This is a genomic window from Sphingomonas faeni, assembly GCF_040407565.1.
Classification (GTDB): domain Bacteria; phylum Pseudomonadota; class Alphaproteobacteria; order Sphingomonadales; family Sphingomonadaceae; genus Sphingomonas; species Sphingomonas faeni_F.
Map to the genome: position 1 here is coordinate 236,498 of NZ_JAPZPR010000001.1, position 24,466 is coordinate 260,963.

Below are 24,466 nucleotides of genomic sequence, written 5' to 3' on the forward strand. Positions count from 1 at the left end.
TGCTAAACGTGTCCAGCGTTCCTCCCATCGCAAAGCATTCGGCGGCCGAGAAGACGGTCGCGGAGATGCTCGGCGAGATCACTTGGCTGCTCACCCAATCGCCAGTCCACAAGCAGTTGTTCGTCGGAGACCTCGAATGGTTCTGCATGCCTCCTATACTGCACCGCACGTTCCGCATGTTCTATGGGCCCCAGTCGCCGGCGGCCGTCGTCATGTTCGCGCGGGTGTCTCCCGAAACGGATGCCCGACTGAAGTCGGGCGGCTACAAGCTGCGCGCCGATGAGTGGTTAGGCGGCGACATCCCTTGGCTGATAGAGATGGTCGCGCCGTTCGGCGCACAGGACGAGGTCATGGCGGACTTCGCGGCCAACATCTTTCCGGGCGAACCGTTCAAGTATCACCGGGTCAACGCGTCAGGGGTTCGCGAGGTTGCCATCTGGGAAGACGTCACCCCAGAGACCGTGAACTGACCGGGCGAGCGCCGTGAACACCGCCCTGCTCGTAGTCCTGGCCAGCAGCCTATGGCCGTTCGGCAACGGCGGCCAGACCGTGAAGAACCGATATCTGGTTCCGGCATGGCACGTCGATACCGTGCTGGACAGGTTCACGAACCGGACCGTCTGCCGCGTATACCAGGGCGCTGCGCGAAAACCGTCGGTCAGCTACGCACGTGGAACGCTCGCCTTCGCATTCCCACGGTCGCGCAACACTCTTGCCGCCGATTTCCGCGTCGATGATGGACCGGCGCGTCCGTGGACCTCGGTCTACCCGGCGGTCATAGGAACTGGAGCTACGCTGGCGGGAACGAGCATGACGAACCCGACGCAGGGTCTCGTCATCCTTCCGGTTGCGACTGTCACGGGGGCGACGACAGTGACGATCCGCTCGCGCCCCGACGACAAGCCCCGCGTCTTCAGCGTCGGCGGCTTACAGGACGCGATGGCGGCTGCGCAGCGGCTGGGATGCGATCCCGGCAACGGGTTCGTGCGGCCCCTCTAGGCGTGCATTTTCTCCAGTCCCGATGGTCGAGTCCGTGCCTGCGTGCGGCTGGGCGAAATGCGTTGCTGCTGGTCGGCTTTGCACAGACCTTGATCGCGCCTTCAGCAATCGCACAGACGGTCGGGCCGTTTGCCGCGCCCGCCGAGACGCTCGCGGAGGCGATCGCCCTCGCATATCAGACAAATCCCACCCTTCAGTCGCAACGCGCGCAACTCCGAGCCATAGACGAGACCTACGTTCAGAGCCGTTCTCAGTTCGGACCCACGATACAGCTCGACGCGAACGCGCAATATGCGGACGACAGACTGACACGAGGCGAGGTCCGTGGCGTTCCGGTCCCCTCGTCGCGTGATCGGACGGATAGCGTCGGTGCGCAACTGGTCGTGAACCAACCCCTGTATACCGGGGGGCGCCTTACCCTGGAGACGCGCGCTGCGCGCTACCGCGTCCGTGCCGGACGAGAGGCGTTACGCGCGACCGAAGGGGACATCGTATTCCGCGTGATCCAGGCGTTCGTCGATCTTCGTCGTGATCTGGGCGCCTTGGAGATCAGGAGGACGAACCTAGCAGCGGTAAGATCAACGCTCGACGAGGTGCGGGCGCGCACGCAGGCCGGCGAACTGACGCAGACCGATCTGGCGCAGGCGAATGCGCAGGTGGCTGCGGAGGAAGCGAACGTCGCCACCGCCGAGGACCAGTCGAGAGCAAGCCGCATAGCCTACGCGAGCGTCGTCGGGCGCAACCCTGGGACACTTGTGCCGGAGCCGCCGCTACCCAATCTACCTGCCAGCGCGCAGGAGAGTTGGGGCATCGCCGCGGACAACAGTCCGGAACTTCAACAAGCGCTCTACAACGAACAGCAATCGCGAGCGCGACTTCAAGAGGCGCGGGTGTCCGCAGGGCCGACCCTGTCGTTGCGAGGGTCGGGGAGCTATTCGACCGACCTGGATCCGCTGAACCGCGCAAACCGCAACCGTTCGTTCGCCGGGCAGCTCGTGCTCAGCCAACCCCTGTTCACCAGCGGACTCACGCGATCCCTCGTCCGGCAGGCACAGGAGACGAACACGAGCGATCGATCCCAGATCGAGGTGGCGCGACGGGCGATGCTGCAGTCGGTGACGGATTCGTGGAATCAGATGGTGACGCTGCGAGGCAACGTCCTCCGTCAGCATCGACAGGTCGAGGCGGCATCCACGGCGTTCCGTGGAATGACGATAGAATACCGCGCCGGGGAGCGCTCGACGCTCGACGTGCTGATCGCGGAAGAGACTCTGCGCGATGCCGAACTCGCGGAACTCAGTGCCCAGCACGATGCCTATCTCAGCGCGGCTCTTGTTCTACGCTACATCGGCAGACTCGACGCTGGCGACATCGTCGAAGCTCTTCCACGCTACGACCCAGCCGACCATTTCCGCGAAGTAGCGAACCGAGGAGCGCTTCCGTGGGAGCCGCTGGTCCGCTTGTTCGACGGCGTCATGCTGCCTGCCGCCGGGCAGCGGGCGATACCGGCCCCACCTGCCGCGAACGAAGCGCGCATCGCGGCTGCAGAACCTGAAGCTCCCCAGCGCACCGTTGACGAGGTTCCGGTTACGCCAGTGCCTGGAACGGTGTCGCCGATGTCGCCGCCGCTTCGCCGCGCCGGGCCGCCATCGCGATGACGTCGCCAAACCCGCCCCCTTCCTTGCAAGCGCAGGTGGCCGCACGCGAGCGCACGACGATCAACGTCTCCAAGGGACTCGCGGAACTCCTCGTACGGTTGCGCATGTCGCTTGCCTTCACCTCGTATCAGAGCGGTCAGCTGTTTCTGGTAGGGGTCGATCCCGAAGATCGCGTCGCTATCGACCAGCAGCACTTCGAGCGCGCGATGGGAATTCATTGGAACAAGGGGCGTCTCCACCTGGCTACAGGGACGCAGATCATCCGGTTCGAAGACATGCTGCTGCCGGGCGAGCGAGCCGACGGTCGCAACGACGCGGTTCTCGTGCCCCGACTCAGCTGGACGACGAACGACGTCGACGCCCATGAACTTTCAGTGGACGTTTCAGGACGGCCATTGTTCGTAGCGACAAGATTCAACTGCATCGCTACCGTCGACGACCGTTTCAGCTTCTCCCCCGTCTGGATGCCCGGATTCCTGAACGGTTCGGACAGGGGCGATCGTTGTCATCTGAACGGGATGGCGCTGGTCGATGGGGCCCTTGCCTGCGTCAGCATGGTATCGACGACCGATGAAGTCGATGGCTGGCGTGCCCAACGGAATGCCGGGGGGGTCATCATGGAATGCCGCACCGGCCGGTCGCTCGTCAGCGGATTGTCGATGCCGCATAGCCCTCGCCTGTACGACGGAGCCTTGTGGTTTCTCGAGGCCGGACGCGGAGCGCTCGCCACAGTTGAACTCGCAACAGGAGTCCGCCGGGACGTCGCGTTTCTTCCCGGATTCGCGCGAGGCCTCGATCTGGTTGGAACCCACGCTTTGCTCACGGTATCGAAACCGCGGGATGCCCGGTTCGATGGCCTTCAACTCGACCACGAGCTCGCGTCTCGGGGCGAAAGCGCCTGGTGCGGCGTTCTGGTCGTCAATTTGGAAAACGGGTCAATCGATGGCTGGATCAGGTTCGAGGGTCCAATTCAGGAGCTGTTTGATGTTGTGGCGCTGCCGGGGGTGCGCTGCCCTCGAAGCTTGGCCCCGGGAACACGCGAGATCTGGGATAACGTTCGGCCCCGACCCCGATCCCAGTTAGAACGACGTTGAACGTCGTCAAAGTCACGTTCAATCGGCAACGGCAAAACGATTGAACACGAGAACGCGTCTGGAAGCTTTCGCTTCAAGACCCACGTCTTCCCAAGTCATGCCAAGGCGTGCGGGAGTGAAGCTAGCGCGGCTCGGTCACCTTCGCTAGGTGTTTGATCCCACGGTTTAATGGTGCGATCCTTTCGTTAGAATGGAAGGAAGCCGTATGGGACAGGTACGTCACGGGAGCGCCACGACCACGCACGCCGTCAGAGCAGCAATACAGCGATCGCAAGCTTCGCTCTCGGCGCTGAGCCGAGAGCTTGGGATCAATCCTAAGACGGTAGCGAAGTGGCGTAAGCGGGCGACGGTCGAGGATCAAAAGACCGGGCCGAAGGCCCCTCATTCAACGACCCTGACCCAAGCTGAGGAGGCGGCCGTCGTCGCGTTCCGGCGTCACACATTACTGCCGCTCGACGATTGCCTCTACGCGTTGCAGCCCTCGATCCCGCAGCTGACGCGCTCAGCGCTGCACCGCTGCCTCCAGCGTCATGGCATATCCCGTCTGCCGGACATCGAGGGGGACAAGCCGAAGCGACAGCGCTTCAAGCGCTACCCGATCGGCTTCTTCCACGTGGATATTGCCGAGGTGCAGACCGCCGAAGGCAAGCTCTACCTGTTCGTCGGCATCGACCGCACCAGCAAGTTCGCCGTCACCCAGTTGGTCGACAAGGCTGATCGGCGAACGGCGTGGGAGTTTCTCGAACACCTGCTGAAAGCGGTGCCCTACCGCATCCACACAATCCTGACCGACAATGGCATCCAGTTCGCCGACCAGCCGCGCAACCGTAACACCGCCTGGTCGCGTCAGATGCGCTTCGATATGATCTGCGAAGCGAACGACATCGAGCACCGGCTCACCAAGCCGAACCACCCTTGGACTAATGGTCAGGTCGAGCGGATGAACCGCACCATCAAGGAGGCGACCGTCAAACGCTTCCACTACGAGAGCCATGACCAGCTACGGACGCACCTCGCTGACTTCATGGCTGCCTATAACTTTGCCCGCCGGCTCAAGACGCTCAACGGACTCACACCCTACGAATACATCGCCAAAATCTGGACGTCAGAGCCAGATAGGTTCATCGTCAATCCGATCCACCAGATGCCGGACTAAACACCTAAGCCGAGGTTCCCAATCGGTGTTGCCTGATCTGACGTTCACGTACGGATCAACGATGTGAGATGAGGGTCTGGTACGCTGAAAGGTCATTCTACCCGCCAGCTTTAAATATTCCTGCTGCGAAAGGGCGGTCCCGCTTAGACGCCCTCTCACAGGCTAGCGAACGTTCAGCGTAAGCGAGACGGACGCCACCTTCTCAACTTCGTTCGCCGTCAGAGGTTGTCCAAACGCGAACAGGCCGATGATACCGATCGTCGATACCGATAACGCCGCGACGAACGTGACCTTGAAGCAACGGTAGAACCGCTCGCCGGACTTTACCGTCTGCCAATGCATTTTGAGTGGAACGCGCGACTCGTTGGTCACAAAGGCCGTCGCCTGCAGTAACTCGAACGTGTTGGGGACGCCGCCCATCATGATCTTCCCGAGCTTGTCGAGAGCCACGAGCGTTTTAGTCCACTCGGAATCTTGGGGCTTATCGCGCAGGGCGATGCGGGTCCGCGCCGCGAAGAAATCGTTAAGACAGACCGCCCTGCGTTCGACGTCCCGTATATGAAAGTACGAGTTGGCAGTCGCGATCGCAATCGCGAGGTCCGCGCGCTGGTTATCGATCCACGCCTGCCGGAACTCGCTTATCCGGTTCTCCTTCGTAGTGATCAGCGTGACCGATGCGATGGCAGACGTGATCACGCCTACGACGAGGGTCACCAAGGTCGCGAATGCAGCTTCGGTAGGCATTCTGATCGTCCTCGATTCGCCGACAGAGCGGCGGGATTAAAAATTTAGGATGCGGAAGCACCGGATTCAGAGGCGCCGTCCCGTTCGCCGCTCCGGCGGGAGGACGCGGCCGGAAGACTGGAAAGCGTCATGCTCCCGCACCCCGCCGCGGCGCTGTAACGCCTTGGCAACTCAGAGACGGCAGCGAGAGCTGGGATCGCGGCGAACCGAAGCAGTCTGGCATGGCTAATCGATTGGTCGAGCGCGACGACAACGCGATGCCGAAGACGAAACTCGGATCGTCAAGATTCGAGATCCACGCGACCGAAGATCTTTCTGTTCGAGTACGAGATCTGAGCCACATGGAGACCATCGAAAGCGACGGACAGCGGTCCGCAAAGGAGCTTCAGTACGGTGGACGCGGACAAGATGTGAAGCCTAAGCACCCACGAGGAGGTCATCGCGTGCTCCTCGGCCGATCCCAGTGATCGGATCAACTCGATCACCGCGGCCCGCCTCTGCGCCTCGGTTCCATGTTCGTCGTCTTCGTTCCCGACTCTGTAGGTGACGAGGAATGCGTACCTCTTTGCGTCCGGTCTAGCAGCCGCCGCGGCTTCGGCTTCTGCGAAGACCTTGATCCAGTCATCGATCCTTTTTCGTCGGGCATCTGCTCGGGTGAGTGCTTGAATAATGCGCATCTTGCTGCTCCTGGGTCCGATAATCTACCCGGACCCATCGTGAATGGGAATCATCCCGTGGTGATGGCCGTTTGGGCGGGATCCCGCCATGGTTTAGCTAGATAGTTGTAGTAGAAAATGTACCCGGAATCGCAGGGGTGATATGTGCGGGTCGGCGTCGATGATCGGTCGGGAGACCTGGAACAGCGCCGCCCGGAATGTCGCGTTCACCGTGTCGGACACATTCCTCATCTGAACCAGAAGGGCACACGCCTCCGTCGGGTCGGACCGTTGCTCGGCATGTTAGACGTGGAGCAGACCTCCTACCCGTGTGTCGGGCTTCTCGTCCGTGGCCGCTTCGCGGATATCGCCTCTGCATATCGGCAACGCCGGTGGCGAAGGCCACCGGCAGCAGCCCCTCGCTTTGAGCCAAACTGTAACAGAAACAGTATTCGGTAAGCTCGGCCTCGCGGTACATCGCCCGCTCGGAAGCTGTGGATCGACAACAGCCCGATAAATATCGGGCGGCAACTCCCATGTCGGGTACGGGTCCGGTTGCGCACAGCGGGATCGGCGCCGTCATGGCTGGCGAAGGGCTAAGCGACGGAACGCGGACCGTGGCGTTCGCGTCGGTCGGGCAATGGCGTGCCAGGCGGCGAGGCGGCCGGTGACCGTATATCGAGCGCGCTGCTTCACCTCACCCACATCGAGCCGAACATGCGGACCTCACGCATCCGGCGACCTACGACCGTTGCGACATTCTATCGTTCGAAGAGAAGTGTCCGTCACTTGATCTTGACCGGCAGCTTGATCGTGTAGGCAGCTTCGCCGGTTGCCTTGGAGATCTCGGCGCGCAGGCTGGCCGCAGTCACGCTGCGGTTGGCGTATCCAAGCGTGTAGAGAAGAAGTCGTCTGACCAGCGGCTCGCGCTTGAGGTTCAGGGTTCCCGACGATCTATCCCACAGCAGGTCCTTGTAGGGTGCCTTGTTGAGATCGCGAGGCAACCGACCCATGAGCTTGATAGCATCCGGCAAATCCATGCTCTTCACCAGCGTCTCGGCGATGTGCGCGAACATCGTCATGCCGACTGGTCTGAACAGGACGCTGCCGCCAACATCGGTCCGCTGTGCGGCGACCACGTTCGCCCCGTTTGAAGCCTTGAAAAAGGCTGCGAGTTCCGGAACCGATTTTTCTAATAGGGAAAAATATCCGATAGCGTAGTTATAGTATTCCTCAAGTTCATCATCCTTGGGGCGCTGGAATGAAAGGGACTTGATGGATTGCTGCTGCATCACCTTCGAAAACAGAATGGTAAGTACGTCGTAAAGGTTCTGAATGGTGGTCAGATGCGATGTGTTGGTGACAGGCAGATTCGGTGAATCGATGACCAGAATGCGTTTGTCGCTGAAGCTTGGATTGCTCTCGATGAGCCGGCGGACGGTGATGGCCATCACGTCGGACTCGTCAAGCGCGATGATCTCGCTCTTGTTGACCGGTTTTGCCGTCTTGTTTAGCGTCGTGAAGAGCGCTCTTGTTCGCCGCATACCGACAGTGTCGTTCCGATGGGAAACAAAGATGACCGACACCTCGTCTTCGGCGATCTTCTCGTCCGCGAGCACGGCCTTCTGAATGCCCGCGAGCCGATGCTGGCCGTCGAGCGCGAACAGCCGTTCATCGCCCGTGAGACTGAGGAAGCCGAGGCTCGCAATGGCGTCCTTCGAAACGTCGCTGACCTTGAAGTCCTGGTGCTGGGGCTTGATCTCGTCCAGTTCGTGCCAGGCGGGGTCTCCTCCGTAGACGGCAACAACGAGAGAATTGAAGAAGCGCTCCGGGTTAGACTTGAGATATTTAGATATATCGTCGGCGCGCTCGTCCTTGAGTTTGCGCTGGATGAGTTCCGACAGTGCCTTGCTGTGATGTATCTGATCGGCGAAGCTGACCCTGGCGGATAGCTCCCGAAGGCTCATCAGGCAGGAATAGTATGCCCAGTCGCCGAAAACGCCCCTGAGTGCCGGAAGAAAGTGCCTGACCATCTCGGTTCCTAATTAGCTCGAAGGACGCGGACCAGCTGCCGCACTTCAGCGGAGAAGTCGTTCGTCACGTAAGGTGGAATTATCGCGTCATTCAGAGCGGTCTCTGCAGCCCCGAGGTCGAAGTTGGGGCTTACGGGCGCGAAGTGAAAGAACATGTCGTCCTTCCACTTGTTGAGCATCGACCAGATCGACATTCGCTTAGGCCGGCGTTGATCCCTCACGTAGTCACCGTAGCGGTCGAACAACGTCCGATCCTCCGCCTTCTCCCCGGTGATGCCTGCGTACATCACGTAGCCGTGCGTGGGCAATGCAAGCGGCGCCTCGCGGTCGTCCTGGAACTGGACGACGAAGGCGTAGATGCCCCGCTGAGCGGGCACTCCCGCCTTGTTCTCAGGCGTGAACCGGACCCTGTCCCAAGCCAACGGCTCGGCGGGTACGAAAGCCCGCCATTGCGCCGGGACGAGCAGCACACGCTGCTGAAAGTCCTTCAGTTGACGCAAGTTGCTCTCGAAATCGATCAAGTCGGTCATGCAGGCCGCATCCGTCTTCCCATTTCCGCTCGCATGCGGGCTTTAAGGCCGCAGCGTCCGGTAAACGCCGGGCCGCTCGCCAATCGTCCAGGGATCATTCATTCCTCCCGCCGACTTCACCCGTTCGGGCTTCGTCTCTCGAATGACAGAATGGTGAACTCGTGGATCATTGTCACGCTCTGGATGATTCGACGATCCGAGAGGCGATTACGGGTTACGCGTCCGCCCCATGTCGGAGGGTTCGCTATGTGCGGAATTTCCATTACACCTCGATCGGGTCGCCGTTTCATCCAAGGACGGCGAGCAGGGATGGCGCGTGGGCGGTATGCAAGATGAAGGAACATTCAAGAATATGGGCGACTACATGGTCAGCGTGCTGCCGCGCATCGACCGTGTTCTAGCGAAACGAGACACCGAGTTTCTGTTGCGGCCGTTGGAAGCCACGGTCGAATTCGTTCTCGGCTGCAGGGTGGACGAAAGCGGGGAACGATCCCGAACCGCCGCGTTGTCCGTAGCGGAAATTGGAAGCGAAAGCTTCGCGATCCTCTACGCGAGAGCGGAGAACTGGTATCGTGACCGCTTCGGCGATGCCCTCGATCGTCGCCTCGACGAGCGGATATCCGGCGTCGTGGAGATCGCGGGCTCTCCGTTCGACATCGAGGTGCCAACGATCCGAACGCGGCCCGGAGTTCGAGGCGAGACGGTTTGGATGAGTGCGCCTGACGGAGTGCGTGACGACGAGGATCCCCTTTCATGGGTCAGTTCGGCACTCAATCTCACGCCAAACGAGCGCGCCCTTGCCTTGAACGAGGCGACCGTGACTGCGGGCCGTCTGCGCTTCATCCGAACCGGCCTCATCGGCGTGCAGAGCGGCGACGATGTTCTGGACGGGCTGCGGGCAGGGATGCTCCCCCGCCTCAAGGCGGCTGCCAACATGCTTCTCCAGCCTGACCCCCAGGGAATGCAGTACGCGGCGTGGGAGCTTCAGCTTGCTTGCGAGAAGGCCTTGAAGGCGCTTGCCCAACAACGACACGGCAGGTTCAGCCAGACGCACGACCTCTTCGCTCTGTTCGACGAGATCGATCCGGCACCGCCATTCGATCGCCGTCTGCTTAACCGGCTCCCACGTTGGAAGGACTCGGCGAACATGCGCTACGGCCAGGGCGAGCGGATTAGTCGACACGTCGCACTCGCGTTCTATCGCACTGCGCTCGAGGTGACTGCTGGAGCGGTCCGCGGGATGACCAGATTCGACATTGGGCAAGCCGAGTTCGAGATCAAGCGCCCACCATGGTTCGCGGTGCTGAATCAGGCCGACTCTGGCGCGGGCCCAGTCGTCTGAGCGAGGCCTGCCGTCCACTGTCATTGAAGGTGCGATCTTCCCTGACGAATTGCATACGCAACGACATCGATCGGCATATGGGGCCGCAACTCATGGCGATGATCGCCACGCATAGGGATTTGGACGAGCAGCGACGATTGACGGGACCGTTTCCCATGCGAACTTTCGCGCATTGATCAACGAAACCAGGGTTCATCAATCCCTAGTTGGAAAATTACGGTCGGTTGCGCGACCGCGAGGCCTGCAAATCCAGATGCACGTCAGACAATTGACATGATCGAGTACTCGATTGCGCGGTTCAACCTTTTCGTCCGACGGACAGCTCCTGAATCCGTTCGGCGCGGCGGGCCATTTCCTCCCATCGTTCAGCGGAGCGGATCGCGCGATCCCGAACGTTGGGGAGCAGAGCGGCGCTTGCCTCCGCACGCTCCGTCTCCGCACGTTCCCTGTACAGTTTAACATCGTCGGACATGGAGGCGTTGGGAACTCTGACAGGGACCTACTACAAGCCGATTGCGTCCAAATCGTCTGGGCCGCAAGCGAAGAGTCCTTAGGCTGCCTTGAAAGGGACCGAGATTCGAGTACGCCGAGACCACGATCCTCGACATGCTTTCGCCGTAGACGAGGGACGAGTATGGCGAAAATGGTTCGCTGACGACGAATTGTTGGCAATCGGAGCGAGGCCATTTTCGGAAACGCAGGTCGTCTTCAAGTGAGTCCTGTCGAGCGTGTCGGCATTCACCGCCCGCCAAACCGATACACGCCAAGATTCGCCGCTGTCCTAGCGAGCAAATCGGGGCAATCCCGTCAGTTGCGGGCCGTCGAAGCCTTCGGCGGTCAGTATCGGTATCTACGCTCCCATGCGTACTGGAGTAGCCGCAGCGACGCGATCAGTCCGAAGCCGCCGAGCTTGAACCAGAGCGACGCGTAGAACGGTAGAAATCTCGCCTCGACGCTAAGCCCGAGGCCGTTCGCGGCCTCAAACAGGACGGGGTTGGTCCGTGCGGCCATGTAGTTAAAGCCGGTGAACATGCTGTACCAGATCATTGCGGCAGCAAGCGGCCATGCCGAGAGGGGATGCCATGCGGAGTCGGGGTGATCCTGGCAAGTCTTCCATAGCAGAGCTAACATACAACCTGCTCCGATCAGCCCGCTCATGAAATAACCAGCGCCGGCGAAGCCGAACCCGGTCATCTCGCTGACGGCGTTTACCACACACGCGATGAGAATCATGCAGCCGAGGGCGGCACCCGTGGGCCCGTCAAGCCAAGGCTTTGTTCCTGTAGCTCCGATCGTGGACATTGCAGCGCTCCTACAGATTCTCGGTCGAACGTAGCCGGAGATTATCAGGATGGCCATCAACGGCGAAGTGGGAAGTGGCCTGCGTTTGATCGGCTGCGACTGTACGTCGTCCTGCCGAACCAACGTGCACGTCCCTCGTTGCCGCAGAGCTTCCGATGGCGGAACGACGGAGGCTTTCCCAACCCAGCCGATGCAGAAAAGACATGAGAATGATCCATTACCATTGTATTCTGTCGCGTTTCACCACTGCGAGCGAGTGTTACTCCACGGCTTACGAAACCCGGATTCCGATGACGCCCGGCAACCGGCCTATGGACCTGCGCGCGGCAACGAGAGATCTGCGGGACGTCATCACGGGAAGGTGTATGCCTGGTGCGGTTCCGTCGAGCTTCGACTCAATGGCTAAGTGCCCGCTAACATCGCCCGGTTGACCGGCGCTGGCCTCCCTCGGCCATCGGTGCCACCAATGCGGTGACCTGGGGGGACGAGCGTGGCCGAACTGGAAATCGTCGAACGCGACCGGCTCAAGATATCCATCGTCGTCGACCGCGCAGTCGAGGCCCGCTACGTCGCCACCGTCCTGACGGTTATGGATCGCGCCTTCTCGCGGTTTGTTCGAGACCAGATCGGGGTGTCGGGCGCCCGGCTCGTCGTCGTCAAGACGGGCGTTGGAAGCTGGTGGGCTTATCTCGCGATGGCGAAGGAGATGTACGACCTCGCCCACGATCACCCCGATCTCGTTCCCGTTTTCATAAACAACGTCGACGTTACCTACCGCTCGCTCGTGGATCACGGCCCTGCGGACACCGCGAAATACCTCAGGGATCTCGTGCGCGACCTCGCTCGCGTCGCCAAGCGCATCGGTGCCGACGCGATCGATCTGGCCGGAATCGTCAGCGTGACGATACTTGCCGAGCACTATGACCTCGTACTCCGCCCTGATGAGGACGAAGCCGAAATTCCGTCGGCTTCGAACCGCATCAAGACGAAGGGGCAGGGGCTAACCCTCCTGACGGATGCCGAGAAAATCGTGCATGCCGGTGAACTGGCGAGTTCCGGAACGCTGATGGGCACGGCGTTTCTCGTGGACGGTAGCTGGTACGCCCGTGCCGAAGGGATGGGCGGCATACTGCTTCCGCTAACGCTGAACGCGCTTTCCCGACTCACGGTTCAGAACGGTGTCGCCTTCCAGATCCAAGGCAGCCTGCTGCGGTCGGTGGAAGGTTACCCCGTCGGGATCGCCGTCGATAGTCTGACGCATCTGTAGTCTAGGCCGCGCAGTTTTCTGGCTTGAACGAGATGCCGCGGCCGACAAGTTCGGTGTCTGCGCACGTAGATCGCCATCGTCGAGACCGGTGGAGTCATGGGGAAGGCAGCTCCCAACAGGACGAGCAACGACCAGATGGGACATTATCGATCGCGCCCGTTGCCCGGCATGGCCGCAAGTCGGCAAAAGGGACTGAGTACCAAATTTAGTTAGACATGACTTGAGGCCAGTATTCTTCTATCCGAGCCTTCGTCTTTTGAGCCGACGGAAGCCCCAGAGCTAAGTTCGGCCTGTCTGGAGCCTGCTCCGCGAGCTCTTCGAATATCGAGATCGCTTCCAATATCTGTGTGTAGGCACGATGAGGATCCGTCTGAAGCTCCATGATGGCGAGGTCGGCGCGTCCCGTTGCTAGGCTGCTCAAGGCTGACAGAGAGCTTCGGTCGGCGTCGTAAGTTTCGACGCGCATCTTGAACGCCCTGACGATGTTCGCCGATCCTGCGTCGACTTCGTCAGACGCGATTTCGATGTTCCCCAGAAATCCAATCGCCGCCGTCAGATCCGAATATATGCCTCGTTCGTGCGGCATCGCCGCGGCTATCGGCTCAAGCACCGAAACCGCCCGGCGCAGATGTTGCGCTCCTCCCGCAAAATCACTTGTCGCGACGGTCATCTTCGCGAGATCGTGCACGCTCTCGGCGAAATCGCTGGCCCAGCCACCCGCCCCGCCATCGACCTGCACCAAGGCTCCGAATATGGCGGTGGATTCTATCGAGTGGTTGATGGCCTTGGATCTATTACCTTTCCCCCATTCGGCTTTGCCGAGGAACTTCAGGCTAATCGCGACATTGCGGCGCAGTTCGTTGGTCGGTGTTCGTTTGAGAAGCTCTCGGAAGGCCAAAAGCGCTTCGGAGTAGACGTCCGCCGCGCGATTGAAGTCGCCTCTCAGAAAGGCGACGCGGCCCAACTTTGCCTTCGCCGTCGCCAGCTCGCGGCGATCATCGTCGTCATCGGGAAATGCAGAGCGCAGCTGTTCACGAAGGTCGACGGAAGACTTAAAGAAGCGCTCAGCGTCCGCCGCGTCACCCCGGGTCAGCGCAAGATCGCCGAATCGCATCTGGAACACCGATCTATCGTGGAGAAGAAGGTAGGTCCGTCCCTCGTCCTCGATCAATTCGTTGTTCATCCGGATGGCGTTGAGCAAGCGCTGGCTCGCTTCGTCGAATTTCCGTTCGGTGATGAGGAGGGCGGCGATCTCCGAGTCTATGCACGATTTCTCTCTAGGATCGGCTTCCGTTTCCGCTGCCCGTGCCAAGTTTGCGGCAGCGGCGACACGCAGGCCGGCCTGAGATTGAAGACGCCCCATCTCCAGCCAGGACGCGGAGTCCGAGGCCTCGACGCCAACCGCTTGCTCGTAGGCAGCAATGGCCCGTGATGGCTGGAGAGGTGCCAAAAGCCGGGCGGCCTGACGAAATCGTTCGTTCTGCCTCGTTCGTTCGAGTTCCGCTCTGCGGAGCAACTGTTCGGCAGCGTCTTGCGGGGAGCTGGTCAGAACGTCCTGACCGATCTGACGATCGTCATGATCGTCCGAAGCCATAAGTTCACCTGTCGTCCTCCCGGCGAGTTCGGCTTGTTCCGCCCTCGCCCCTTGCTCCACTAGGCGACGGACCATAATCGCGATGGATTCCAGTCCTTCGGCTGAGGATGCCGCGTGACGGTCGCCTGCGACGAGTACGCCTTCGAGCTGACCTTGCAGAATGCTGGTCTCACCCTTCAGCTCGTTGATCGACGCAGGTTGAGGTTGGAACATCTCCCAGAACGACCAGCCGGCGCTGACCGCGGACAGGATCGCCGTCGCGACGGCAAGCGGATCACGACCACTGACGAGATACGACAAGATGGCCTCAGCCCCGGGAACTGGCGGCTGGGGCAGAGCTGATTTAGCCGAAGTCCACGCCGTGACACCCGTTGCTACAGCAACTACCAGACCAGCCGCGACCTTTCGAAGTCGATGAAACACTGCGCAACCCTCCGTAGCGATACGAGGTCCTTCGGCTGTAAACCTTGCGGATTTGTTAGGAGCGTCGTCGCCGTCATGGCCCGATGAGTGGAATGTCTGTGCCACTGCTTGGCATGCGGCCGAGGGGGGCATGGTGCAGCGAACGAAGGAAAGCGCTGCTGCAGCGAACACGCCGTTGAGTCATGGTCTGCAAGCGTACCGAACTTGCCGGTCATCCGAACTGACGGCTTTCCGGTCCTGTCGAGTACGGTGGGACGCAGAACTTGGCATGCGCGGACGCTGTGGGGATGACGAACTGACTGATTACGGTCTTAGAACGCACTGAAGCCATTTAAGCGGCAGGGCCGACTTCGCGTCGAGGTCTGAGAACCGTCGAGGACGCCAAAAATCGGCGATCCGGCTCGGCGCGCCGTCGAACAGGCCAAATAACGTTTGCGGACTTTTGCGGACGATCCCATAATCGATTGATGGTCCATGCACGTTCAACCGGTATCCTTTCTTCCGGAAAACGGAGAAACCTGTCGAAGCGGAGGCTTTTCGCCAAGCGCAGGAAGCCTGCCGGACTGGCGGCCGACGGTGGAACGGGGATGTTCCTTTACCGCGGTCTCAGAATTCGACCGACGTTCGTGGAGGACGATCGGTCGAGGCAGCTCGAGGATGCGATGCGCGAGATCGCGATGAAGAATCATTTCGTTGGCGAATAGCGCGCTGAACAACGACGTCTTCATCAACTGCCCGTTCGATGCCGAATTCCTAGACGTCTTCCGCGCCATCGTGTTCGCCGTGAAAGCTTGCGGATTCATGCCGCGCACTGCGCAGGACGTCAGCGATTCGGGGCAGAGTCGGATCGATAAGATCACGAAATTGATCGTCGGCTGCGACTGGGGCATTCACGATCTGTCAGCCGTCACGCTGGATGCGGGCACCAAGATGCCTCGATTCAATATGCCGCTTGAGCTCGGCATATCCCTCGGCATCAAGTGGACGGGGCCGCCGCGTCAGCGCCGCAAGCGGCTACTGGTGCTCGACGAGAAGAAGCATCAGTACGACATGTCGACGTCCGACCTCAGCGGCCAGGATCTCAGCGCGCATGACGGCAAGCCGGAGAAGGCGATGACATGCGTCAGGGACTGGCTCGTTCAGGACCGGGATCCCGCGCTGCCTCATCTGCCCGGCGGCACGGCCCTGTTCGCAGATTACAAGAAGGCTCGGATACTGATCGACGAATTGATCCACGGTAGTCGATTGGAGCCCTGGTCGAAACTGAGTCATCCGGATTATCTCCGTTGCGTAGACTCGAGCCTTAAGGTCTTGGCGGGTTCCTGATGCCTCATCGTGGGGCGACTTCGCAGCGAGCGGCCTTGAACCGATATCGATGTGGGGCTTTCGAAGTGACACACGGCGATGGCCGCCGAAGCGCGATGACCGATCGGCCTAGCGCCCTTTTGATAGACGCTGCCAACGTGCGTGATAACGACGAAATGCCGTCTCGGAGGTCTGATGCAACTCGACATGTCGTCGAGGTCGGCCTCGTGACGGGCCTGCGAACGATCACGAGACCGTTCCCGGTACCTGCCATCGTTCCCGAACTTGGCATCGGCCCGTTCCTCCCCGTGGCGGGTCACGACCTTGGCGTGTTCAACGAGATCGTGGGTGACGAGATCGATTCCGATTTCGGCTCGAGCATCGGTTGCTGTGACACTTGTTACGAAAATTTCCGCGAGCGCTGGCCAGGCATCACGTTCCGGTCCATCGAGTTCCAGACACAGGCGATGGAGATAGACTGGCTCGTCGATAATCTCCGGTTGGTCGGATCGTACAGCCCCGCCGAACTCTCGACCTTGCGGCGTTTCGTGCAATGTCCGCGTTGCGGCACGTACATCCGCTGGCACGTCTGGATCTACGAACACCGTTTCACCGGGGTCGCCGAGCTCGAGAGGGAAGTCGTCGAACTGATAACTCTGGGGGAGCGAACCCCCTTCCTTCTGCTCGAGCACCCCTTGGCGCGTCGCGTTCTGAAAACCGTGCGTAGCCACATCTCGGGAACGCCGTCGGTAATGCTGGACGCAATCCTCTACCGCGCGCGTGTGGAAGCAAGCGTGCTCGAGCTTCGACAGGATTCCGCCGCGATCGGTACGTTTGGCGCACCACCGCCCCAATTCGTGGCGGAGGGGCGGTTCAACCACGCCGGTTCGCCAATGCTTTACGCGGCCAGCGACGCGGTCACGGCGTCAGCGGAGGTCGCGGGGGAGGGTGACATCTGCCTGGTCGCAGCCCTGCGGGCGATCAGACCGCTCAGGATTCTCGATCTCGTAGACATCGACGAGGAACGCACGTCGTTTGAGATACTGGCCGCCATCTCCAATTCGGCGTTGATGGCCGCTCCCCGGACCACCGCCGGCTGGATGCGTTCGCAATACGTTTTCTCCAGGTTCGTTGCGGATTGCGCTCTGTCCGCAGGATACGATGCGATACGCTATGGATCCACGAAGGCGCCGGAGGGAGCGAACTACGTCTTCCTCGACGTCAGCTTCAATTTCGAACAGCAGTTCGTACTCGAAGAGATCTCTGTCGTCACGGCGGGTCGGGCCGCGATCCGCTACTGAGACCATGGGATGAGGATCTGCGCCTCATGACGTCGATCATCCTCGTAACGTAGATCACCGCGTTCCCGAGTCGTCGTACAGCACCAAAAGCCGAGACCGGCTGGTGAGTTTCCACGCATTGATCGGCTGAGAAAGCCGTGATCGCGCAAAAGATCGAACGACGGATGTTGCCTGCGTACCATCGACGATCGGTCTTGAGCCGCGCCTGCATCATGGAATGGGAAAGCGACCACCGTTGGCGTCCGGCTCTCAACGCACCTTTGCGGAGACGACAGGATCGCCGTTGGGAGCCTTGGCCATTCCATTCCGATCAACCACCCGCGTGTCGCTGAGCGTGAACCTATCAGTTCGAGCCGCCGCAGCAACGCGGTGAGTTTGAAAGAGCAGGGCCTGACTGCGTGCCAGTCCGTCGCCCCGCATTCGGCGAAACGCCGGCGTACTCCTGCGCACTGACGGTTTAACCGATGATTTTCATGATTGGTGAAGAGGTGGTCCGCAATATCGCGGAGGAAAATGGATGCACTCAATCGCGCATCGAGGAGACCCTCATGAAAGCAAAATACAATCCCGCGGACGACCTGCAACTCGTCGCACTCATGATCTCGAAGCTTCTCAAGACCGACCACGGCATGGACACCGCGCCGGTGCCGGCAGACTACCGGCTCGTCGATACGAAGAGTCATGCCAACGTAGGCCAAGAGCTTCGGGTTGGCATCAGGATCGATCGCGCCGTCACGGTGGACGTCGATCACATCTGGTGGGGTGAGGACGCAACCGATCTGACGACGTTGACCAACATCGCGTTTCAGATGGCCGATACCATCGGCAGGATGCACGCTCAGCGGATTACGATCATTGAGATGCTTGCCGACGTGAACGCCGCAGCGCGCAAGGAAGTCGCGAAGGGCCGCCGTCGAGGCATTCCGTACCGGCTGGCTTCCGTGACGCCGACGCCGTCGGGTTCCGATCATGGCGAAGTCTGCATGGAGGTCCTGGTCGAGACGCTCGGCGAGAATCTTAGGCCTCAGCTTTCGCGGTTCGAAGCACACAACGGCGTAGATGCCACCGAGGTCTTTGAGGCATGGAACGATGAGCAGAGTTCGCGGGCACGCCTGGCCGGCGCGCTCGACGAGGTTGGTGCCACCGGGCAGATCGATGCGGTCATCGTGAACGCGCTGTTGGCAGCGGGGCACGACATGATCGGGGTCCTTTCCAAGCTGGCCATCGAGGCCGACCGGATCGTCGACATCGGCGGAGGGCCACAGGAAGAGGGGTCCTTTCAGTTGTACTGGAAGGAGGGGCAGGTCTTCGGCTGGCTGAAACTAGCCGATGGCGGTTCCTGGAATGAAGGTCGGTTGTACTTCCAGAACTCGCCGATCGTTTTGAAGGGCGTCGAGGGCAAGCGCGTCAGCGACGTATTGTCGAACCCGGTGTTCGGCGACAACGTCCGGGTGACGTCGGCGTCCGGTGACAAGGGGAAGATCGGCACGTTGAGCTGCACGCCGGACATGCTGAACTTCGATGCCGAAACAGGTCGCCTTTGGGCGGATTGAGGGTACGAACCAACCATGAAGCCGCTTCGTATCGAGGTCACGGGTACCGGGGCGAGCGATTGCAAGCTGCTAGACGATGACCCCCGGATTAAGGACCATCAGGCGGAGCACGACGCCGCCTGATGGTCGTCAGACGATCGAAGGCGACTGCCGGTGCACGTCGGCAATCACCCCTTTCCATATGCGGAATTGGCTCGCGGTCAGCGAAGCAGCTGCTCGGCGTGAGGCCGCGTTCCTTCAGCGCCATGAAGGTCTCTGCAAAGGCCTTCTTCTCGTCAGCGTCGAGGGACAGATGCCTTTCGCTGAAGATCATCGCCGCCGTGAATGGGCGGCGCGTCGTTCCGGCCGGGGCCCAGAAATTGCGATGCCCCGTCCGAACCGATGACGGTGAATTTCGGACCGGTCTGCGAATGGAACGACTAACCAGTCTTCGCGGTCCGGGGGCCTGAAGCTGAGGAGCTGGCACAAAAGTGAGGCAGGCACCCAGATTCGTGCTTTCGAGTATAAATTGCGGATCGTCCTCGGTCGAACGCCTTCGTCGTCGAAGTCTGGTCGCGGGCGCGGAGCCCCGGCTCGGCGTCAAGCGGTTCGGTAGGGCGCGCAGGCAGCGCATGACGCCTTCTCGTCGTGCTTCATCTCGATCGCGACTTCCACGGGAGTCCGGCGCCAGTCACGATAATGTCCGGGCGGCGATTGCGCGTTACCCGGCTCCCTCGCGCTGTGGATCTGCGCCGAAAACGGGACCCCGGTAGATACCCGCCAAGCTGCCGAACCGCTCTAAAGCCTTACACTACCGGGGGGCCAGATCGGCGCCGATCAGAACCCTTCAAACCTCGTGCATCCAGTAAACACAAGGAGTCACTTCGATGATAAAGGGGGCGCTTTCGACGCCGATCGACAAATTTCGCCTTTTGAAAGGCCGGCCGTCCAGTCCTTCAAGCAATTCAGAGTGGTCGGCAGCGCGGGCCCTGCACGCAGTTGGTCCGCTATGAACGTCCAGTCGTTGGCGCTAGAAGCTGCCATGTGTCCGAGCTCCAAATTCCTGACGAGCAGTTGCGCCGCCAAGCTAACGCGAGCCTCAAAGGCTATGCCCATCAGCTATATCTGACGCTTGAAGCGTGGATCGCGCTGGAGCCGGAGGCGACGCTCCTGCTCGAAGTCGCCGAGGATTATGCCCGACTGATGGAGTCGGCGCTTCAGATGACGCAGGCCAAGGCCGAAGCGGGCCGCGTCACGCTTCGAACCGAAAGCGCGCTAAAAGCGATTACTTCGCTTTGGCAGTTCGCGATCGAAAACCCGGACCTCCACGTTGAGTTGAATTATCTAACGACGGCGACGGCCGCCTGTGAGCAGGGCGCATCATTGCCCGGCAAGGTCGGCGGTATTACCTATTGGCCAGCAGCAGCGGCAGGCGCTGACGTCGAGCCGCTCCGTCGGCTTCTCCTTGGCCTGACGTTGCCGAGGGAATTGGTCGCCTTCATCCGTTCGGCTGCGCCCGACGAGCTGCGGACAAAACTTCTGAGGCGGATCAACTGGATCTGCGATGCCGCGGACAGCGATGCGGTCGAAGCGCGCGTACGCGATCGCCTTGTCGGTATTGCGGCTGCTCGAGGCCTGTTGGCCTCGGACGGCGAGCGCGCGCTTTCCGCTCTGTTTGTGAAAGTGCTGAAGTCCGCTGCGGGCAAGGTGCGCGAGCTGCGGCGCGTCGATTTTGAGCGGGCATTCGAAGCCGCGTCGACGTTGCCGGTCAGCTACGCCGACGCCCGGCGGCTGGTGCAGTCCGGCGGCTACGGCGTCCGACAGAATCCTCAGATGGCTCCCTCGGTTAACGACCTGTACGTCGATCGCCGATCGTTGACCGCTGAAACAGTCGACACGCTGTGCGGCTCGAACCGGCTCCTGCTCTGTGGGATGGGCGGCGCGGGCAAAACCGAGCTCGCTACGGCGATCGCAAACCATCCAACGGTCCGGGGGCTTTACCGCGACGGCGTCTTGTGGGCAACGCTCGGCCGCGACGCCGAGGTCGGCGGTCATCTGGCTGCGTGGCTAACAGCGCTAGGCACCCCTCCACCACCCGCGGCCGATGAGCAGGCTCTTGCCGCGCTCTGGCGCAGTTCGATGGGGCGACGGCGCATGTTGATCGTCGTCGATGACCTTTGGGAGCCAGGCGACCTAGACCTCATGCGGCCGCCGGCTGGCTGTGGTCTCATCGTCACTAGTCGAAGCCCGCTTCCCGGCTGCATCCATGAGAGCCTCGAGGTAGGCGAACTCAGCGCGACCGAAGCACTCGAGGTGCTGAGCCGGCGTGCCGGAACAATTTTCGAGAGCGGGGAGCAGTGCGAGGCGGAAACGCTCATCGCTACAGTCGGCCGTCTTGCACTGGCGCTCGTGCTGGCTGGCGCCTTGCTTCGTGATGGCCGGGATGTCGCTAGTTTGACGGCCGACCTGCATCAGGAGAGCCTGCAACTCGCAGCGCTCGACCTCGATGACGGTAACGGTAGACTGCGCAGCGATGACAGCCGGCGCACCGTCAGTCTTGAGGCGTGCCTTGGCATCAGCGTTCGATCGCTCGACACCGAGCTGCGCCGCGTCTTCTATCGCTTGGCAGTGGTTCACGACGGAGCGATCTTCGACGGGGAGACGATCCGGACCATCATCGGCGCGCCTAACATCGTAGATGCCGCTCGCATCCTCGACCGGCTTGCCAGGCGCGGACTCCTAAGCCGGGTCGAGCATACGGTCTACCGACTGTACCGGCTTCACGACTTGCTGCTCGGCTATGCGCGGACCGCCTTCGGGCCTTCGCGTGTCCGCGTGGCACCTGTTCCCGGGGGACTGCCGGACACCCTGGCGCAACTCCATGGCGAGCTTATCGACCGGTTGCTGACGGGAAGTCCGACCGGTCGTTGGGCTGACGTCGACGATGCCGGCTATTTCGACGCCTATCTGCCTTGGCACATGGAGATGTCTGGTCGCTCAGAGCTCCTCCTTGCGCTGCTGTTTGAGCAGGGGGATGACGGTGAGCCATCCTGGCTCGTCCGCGCCCGTCGCAACCAGGCGACATCATCCTTCCTGAGCGCGCTCCGTCGCTGCGAAGAACTTGAGGCCGAGCGGCTGCGCTCGGCAACCTCGGCGGCCGAACGAATCTCGGCCCTTGGCAATCTTGCCGCTGCCTCCTGCGTCATGGCCACGATGGCCGCGCAGGCAAGCCAGACACCGATCGGGATACAGGCGAGTCTCGTGCGCGCTCATCTCATGACGCCCGAGGAGGCTCTGACCAATGCCACGGTCGCCGCGGGTGGCTTCAAGGCTTGGCAGATGGCGGAGCTTCTGCCGCTGGTATCGGCGGAAACGCGGCCCGATCTCTGGTCGGAGGTCCTCGGCGAAGCCGCCAAGGGCGGAACATTCGCTTGGCTTGGTGACAGCGAGTTTCTTGATATACTGCTCCCAGCGTTGAACGAAGCTGAATGGCAGGATCTGCGCCAGCATCTGAGTCGCCTGCCGCCGATAGTGCAGGCGCGCTTCTTCGCTGCGGCCTACGCCATGCACAAAGCGGTCATTAAAGACGACGTCGACCGGTTCGTCACCGCTCCCGTCGCGTCCGATCGCGCCGGTTGGAATGCGGGACTCGTCCTGATGGCAGCCCACGCCATTCCGGTTCGACGGACAAACGACGAGCTGACGGACCTGCTGAGCGAGACCGGGGCCTATTCGATCGAGGCACGGACGATATTCGTGCTCGCTTCCGATAGCGACCTCGCGCGGCTCATGCGCGGCTCGCCCCTGTCACGAATCGACGCGGTTCTGGAAACGTTCGAGCGGCTCGATCGGCCCTTGCCATTAATGACCCTCGTCGACATTCTCGGCATGGCCGAGCACGAGCCGGACCTCGGCCACCGGGCGTTGCTGCTGTCGCGCCTCTGTGCACGCGTCGGCGATGAGCGGCCGGAAGCGCTGTTCAAGACGACGCTCGAGACGCTTCTCCGACTGCCCGACACCGATTGGCGCAAGGCCGACGGGCTCGGTCATCTCCTGCGACACCTAACCGATGAGCAGCGCATGAGGGCTGAGCAGGCCTTCGTTCGTGCCGGTACGGCGATCGGCTTCGGCCAGCTTGGCGCCGCGCGCTTGCGCGCGATCACGGCGAAGCTTGGCGAGCATACGCAACGAATGATGCTGGCGGCGCTCGACAAGGGCTCGAGCTTCGATCGGACGACAGGCCTCGCTGCACTTCTGGAACATGCAGCGCCTGGTCTCGCCTGGCTGATAACCACGGCAATCCTCCGAGAGTCTGCGACATCCGGGCGGATTGGCGACCTCTCCCGCGCCGCGGGAAATATCCCACTCGAACTGCTCAGCATGTTTCGTGACGGCCCTCGCGACATGCCGAGCGACAGCCTGGTAAGTGCTGTTCGATCGCTTGTCGGCAATGACGGTACGATCCCAGGCAAGCTGTCACGCTGGATCGAGCAGTGTTGGCCCTACCTGCCTCCCGACGCCCGCCTGAAGATCGCCGTTCCGCTCGGTTTCAATACGCCTTACGCGTCACTCGAGGACGCAGTCCGGGATGTTGCCTCCTGTCTCCTTCACGACGGCGAGCACGTCCGGGATCGGGCAGGCGCAATGCGGGTCAGTGCGGCCGTATTGGCTCGCTACCCCTACCAAGCTGCAGCTGACGCCGTGCGAGGACTGGTCAACCCGCGGCTCAACGATCTGAACCGGGAGCAGCTCGAGCATGTCGCTCGCCTTTCGCGTTATTTCGAGGAGGCCGATGCTGCCCCCCTAATCGAGCGTGTTACCGGCTTGACCGACATTCGCACGATGGCGACCGCGCTCGCCTTCATAGCCGATGCCTACCCGAACTACCGATCCGCGCTCCTCGGCCATGCTGCGGATCGACTGTCAGCAGCGACCGACGTTTGGGCGGCGGCGGACTGGGCGGTCATCGCTCGTCCACTGCTCAACGGGGCTGTCGTCGAGCCGTTGCTAGCCCTGTGCCGACAGACCAGGGATCCGCGCGCCCGCCATGCGTTGGCCACCGCGCTGTACGACTTCCTGTCGCCCTCGGAACAAGAGGCACTGGCGGCCGAGCTGCGATCGACGCGGAGCTTGGCACCCGGCTTCGTCGCCAAGCTCGCAGTTGAAGCCTATCCCCGCGAAATGCGGGCTGCGCTTGGCGCCTGCGCTGCCGCGACCCCATCACAGACCATCGGGGAGGCACTGGCGAATTCTGTGAGGTTCGACGACGGCCCGAATGCCCATCCGACGAAAGCCTTTGCGGATGAAAGTATGGCGCTGACCGCCGGCAACTTACTCCAGCATGGCATGAGCACCAGCCTGTCAGAATTCTACGCGACGCTGGAGGTCTTGGCTCCTGGACTCCGTCGCACGCTCGGCGCCGCGGCGTGTCAGCGCCTGGCCGAACAAGTAGCAGACGCTGCGGTGCTTTATGCCAACCGTGGGCCGCAAGCGTATGCCGAGGGGCCGATCGGGGGAGCAAACACCTGAC

17 protein-coding genes are annotated in these 24,466 nt (G+C 61.4%); 11 read left to right on the forward strand and 6 right to left on the reverse strand.

Translation table 11 applies throughout. From position 1 onward, the window contains the following. Positions 1-65: 65 nt before the first annotated feature. From O6Y00_RS00865 to O6Y00_RS00885, 5 genes are all read left to right on the forward strand, one after another. Positions 66-470 carry a toxin-activating lysine-acyltransferase gene (locus O6Y00_RS00865; RefSeq protein WP_353440787.1) on the forward strand — a complete coding sequence of 135 codons (405 nt, stop codon included), beginning with the start codon at positions 66-68 and terminating at the stop codon, positions 468-470. 13 nt (positions 471-483) lie between these two features. Beyond that, positions 484-999 (forward strand): hypothetical protein, encoded by a 516-nt coding sequence (locus O6Y00_RS00870; protein WP_353440788.1) that lies wholly within the window; start codon positions 484-486, stop codon positions 997-999. Next, a complete protein-coding gene (locus O6Y00_RS00875; protein ID WP_353440789.1) occupies positions 963-2,657 on the forward strand; it encodes a TolC family outer membrane protein in 1,695 nt (564 codons plus the stop codon). Before O6Y00_RS00870 ends, O6Y00_RS00875 begins: the two co-directional genes overlap by 37 nt. After that, positions 2,654-3,751, forward strand: coding sequence for a TIGR03032 family protein (locus O6Y00_RS00880; RefSeq protein ID WP_353440790.1), 1,098 nt, complete (start codon positions 2,654-2,656; stop codon positions 3,749-3,751). Before O6Y00_RS00875 ends, O6Y00_RS00880 begins: the two co-directional genes overlap by 4 nt. Before the next feature lie 205 nt (positions 3,752-3,956). Next, positions 3,957-4,907, forward strand: coding sequence for an IS481 family transposase (locus tag O6Y00_RS00885; protein ID WP_353440791.1), 951 nt, complete (start codon positions 3,957-3,959; stop codon positions 4,905-4,907). A 162-nt stretch (positions 4,908-5,069) separates the two neighbouring features. Here the strand turns inward: O6Y00_RS00885 and O6Y00_RS00890 are convergent, their stop codons facing one another. The 4 genes from O6Y00_RS00890 to O6Y00_RS00905 form a co-directional block, all read right to left on the reverse strand. Beyond that, complete coding sequence (locus O6Y00_RS00890) at positions 5,070-5,651, reverse strand: hypothetical protein (protein WP_353440792.1); 582 nt, start codon at positions 5,649-5,651, stop codon at positions 5,070-5,072. A gap of 281 nt (positions 5,652-5,932) precedes the next feature. Next, positions 5,933-6,328 carry a hypothetical protein gene (locus O6Y00_RS00895; protein ID WP_353440793.1) on the reverse strand — a complete coding sequence of 132 codons (396 nt, stop codon included), beginning with the start codon at positions 6,326-6,328 and terminating at the stop codon, positions 5,933-5,935. A gap of 764 nt (positions 6,329-7,092) precedes the next feature. Further along, positions 7,093-8,340: a DGQHR domain-containing protein gene (locus O6Y00_RS00900; RefSeq protein ID WP_353440794.1), complete on the reverse strand. Its 1,248-nt coding sequence runs from the start codon at positions 8,338-8,340 to the stop codon at positions 7,093-7,095. Between the two features lie 8 nt (positions 8,341-8,348). After that, the gene (locus O6Y00_RS00905) at positions 8,349-8,870 is read right to left on the reverse strand and encodes a hypothetical protein (protein ID WP_353440795.1); all 522 of its coding nucleotides are present in this window, start codon (positions 8,868-8,870) and stop codon (positions 8,349-8,351) included. A 325-nt stretch (positions 8,871-9,195) separates the two neighbouring features. On the opposite strand from O6Y00_RS00905, the gene O6Y00_RS00910 reads away from it, so the two are divergent. Continuing rightward, on the forward strand, positions 9,196-10,212 hold the full coding sequence (locus O6Y00_RS00910) for a HEPN domain-containing protein (RefSeq protein ID WP_353441378.1): 1,017 nt from the start codon (positions 9,196-9,198) through the stop codon (positions 10,210-10,212). Between the two features lie 837 nt (positions 10,213-11,049). Here the strand turns inward: O6Y00_RS00910 and O6Y00_RS00915 are convergent. Continuing rightward, positions 11,050-11,445 carry a hypothetical protein gene (locus O6Y00_RS00915; protein WP_353440796.1) on the reverse strand — a complete coding sequence of 132 codons (396 nt, stop codon included), beginning with the start codon at positions 11,443-11,445 and terminating at the stop codon, positions 11,050-11,052. A gap of 559 nt (positions 11,446-12,004) precedes the next feature. On the opposite strand from O6Y00_RS00915, the gene O6Y00_RS00920 reads away from it, so the two are divergent. Next, positions 12,005-12,781 (forward strand): hypothetical protein, encoded by a 777-nt coding sequence (locus tag O6Y00_RS00920; protein WP_353440797.1) that lies wholly within the window; start codon positions 12,005-12,007, stop codon positions 12,779-12,781. A 205-nt stretch (positions 12,782-12,986) separates the two neighbouring features. On the opposite strand, the gene O6Y00_RS00925 is transcribed toward O6Y00_RS00920, so the two are convergent. Continuing rightward, positions 12,987-14,675: a tetratricopeptide repeat protein gene (locus tag O6Y00_RS00925; RefSeq protein ID WP_353440798.1), complete on the reverse strand. Its 1,689-nt coding sequence runs from the start codon at positions 14,673-14,675 to the stop codon at positions 12,987-12,989. 816 nt (positions 14,676-15,491) lie between these two features. Between O6Y00_RS00925 and O6Y00_RS00930 the strand changes: the two genes are divergently transcribed. The 4 genes from O6Y00_RS00930 to O6Y00_RS00945 all read left to right on the forward strand — a co-directional run bounded on the left by O6Y00_RS00930 (position 15,492) and on the right by O6Y00_RS00945 (position 24,465). Then, entirely contained in the window at positions 15,492-16,124 is a 633-nt protein-coding gene (locus tag O6Y00_RS00930) for a hypothetical protein (protein ID WP_353440799.1), read from the forward strand. A gap of 95 nt (positions 16,125-16,219) precedes the next feature. Next, positions 16,220-17,404, forward strand: coding sequence for an RES family NAD+ phosphorylase (locus tag O6Y00_RS00935; protein ID WP_353440800.1), 1,185 nt, complete (start codon positions 16,220-16,222; stop codon positions 17,402-17,404). 464 nt (positions 17,405-17,868) lie between these two features. Then, on the forward strand, positions 17,869-18,957 hold the full coding sequence (locus O6Y00_RS00940) for a hypothetical protein (protein WP_353440801.1): 1,089 nt from the start codon (positions 17,869-17,871) through the stop codon (positions 18,955-18,957). A gap of 978 nt (positions 18,958-19,935) precedes the next feature. Continuing rightward, positions 19,936-24,465 (forward strand): NB-ARC domain-containing protein, encoded by a 4,530-nt coding sequence (locus O6Y00_RS00945; RefSeq protein WP_353440802.1) that lies wholly within the window; start codon positions 19,936-19,938, stop codon positions 24,463-24,465. Position 24,466: the final 1 nt, after the last annotated feature.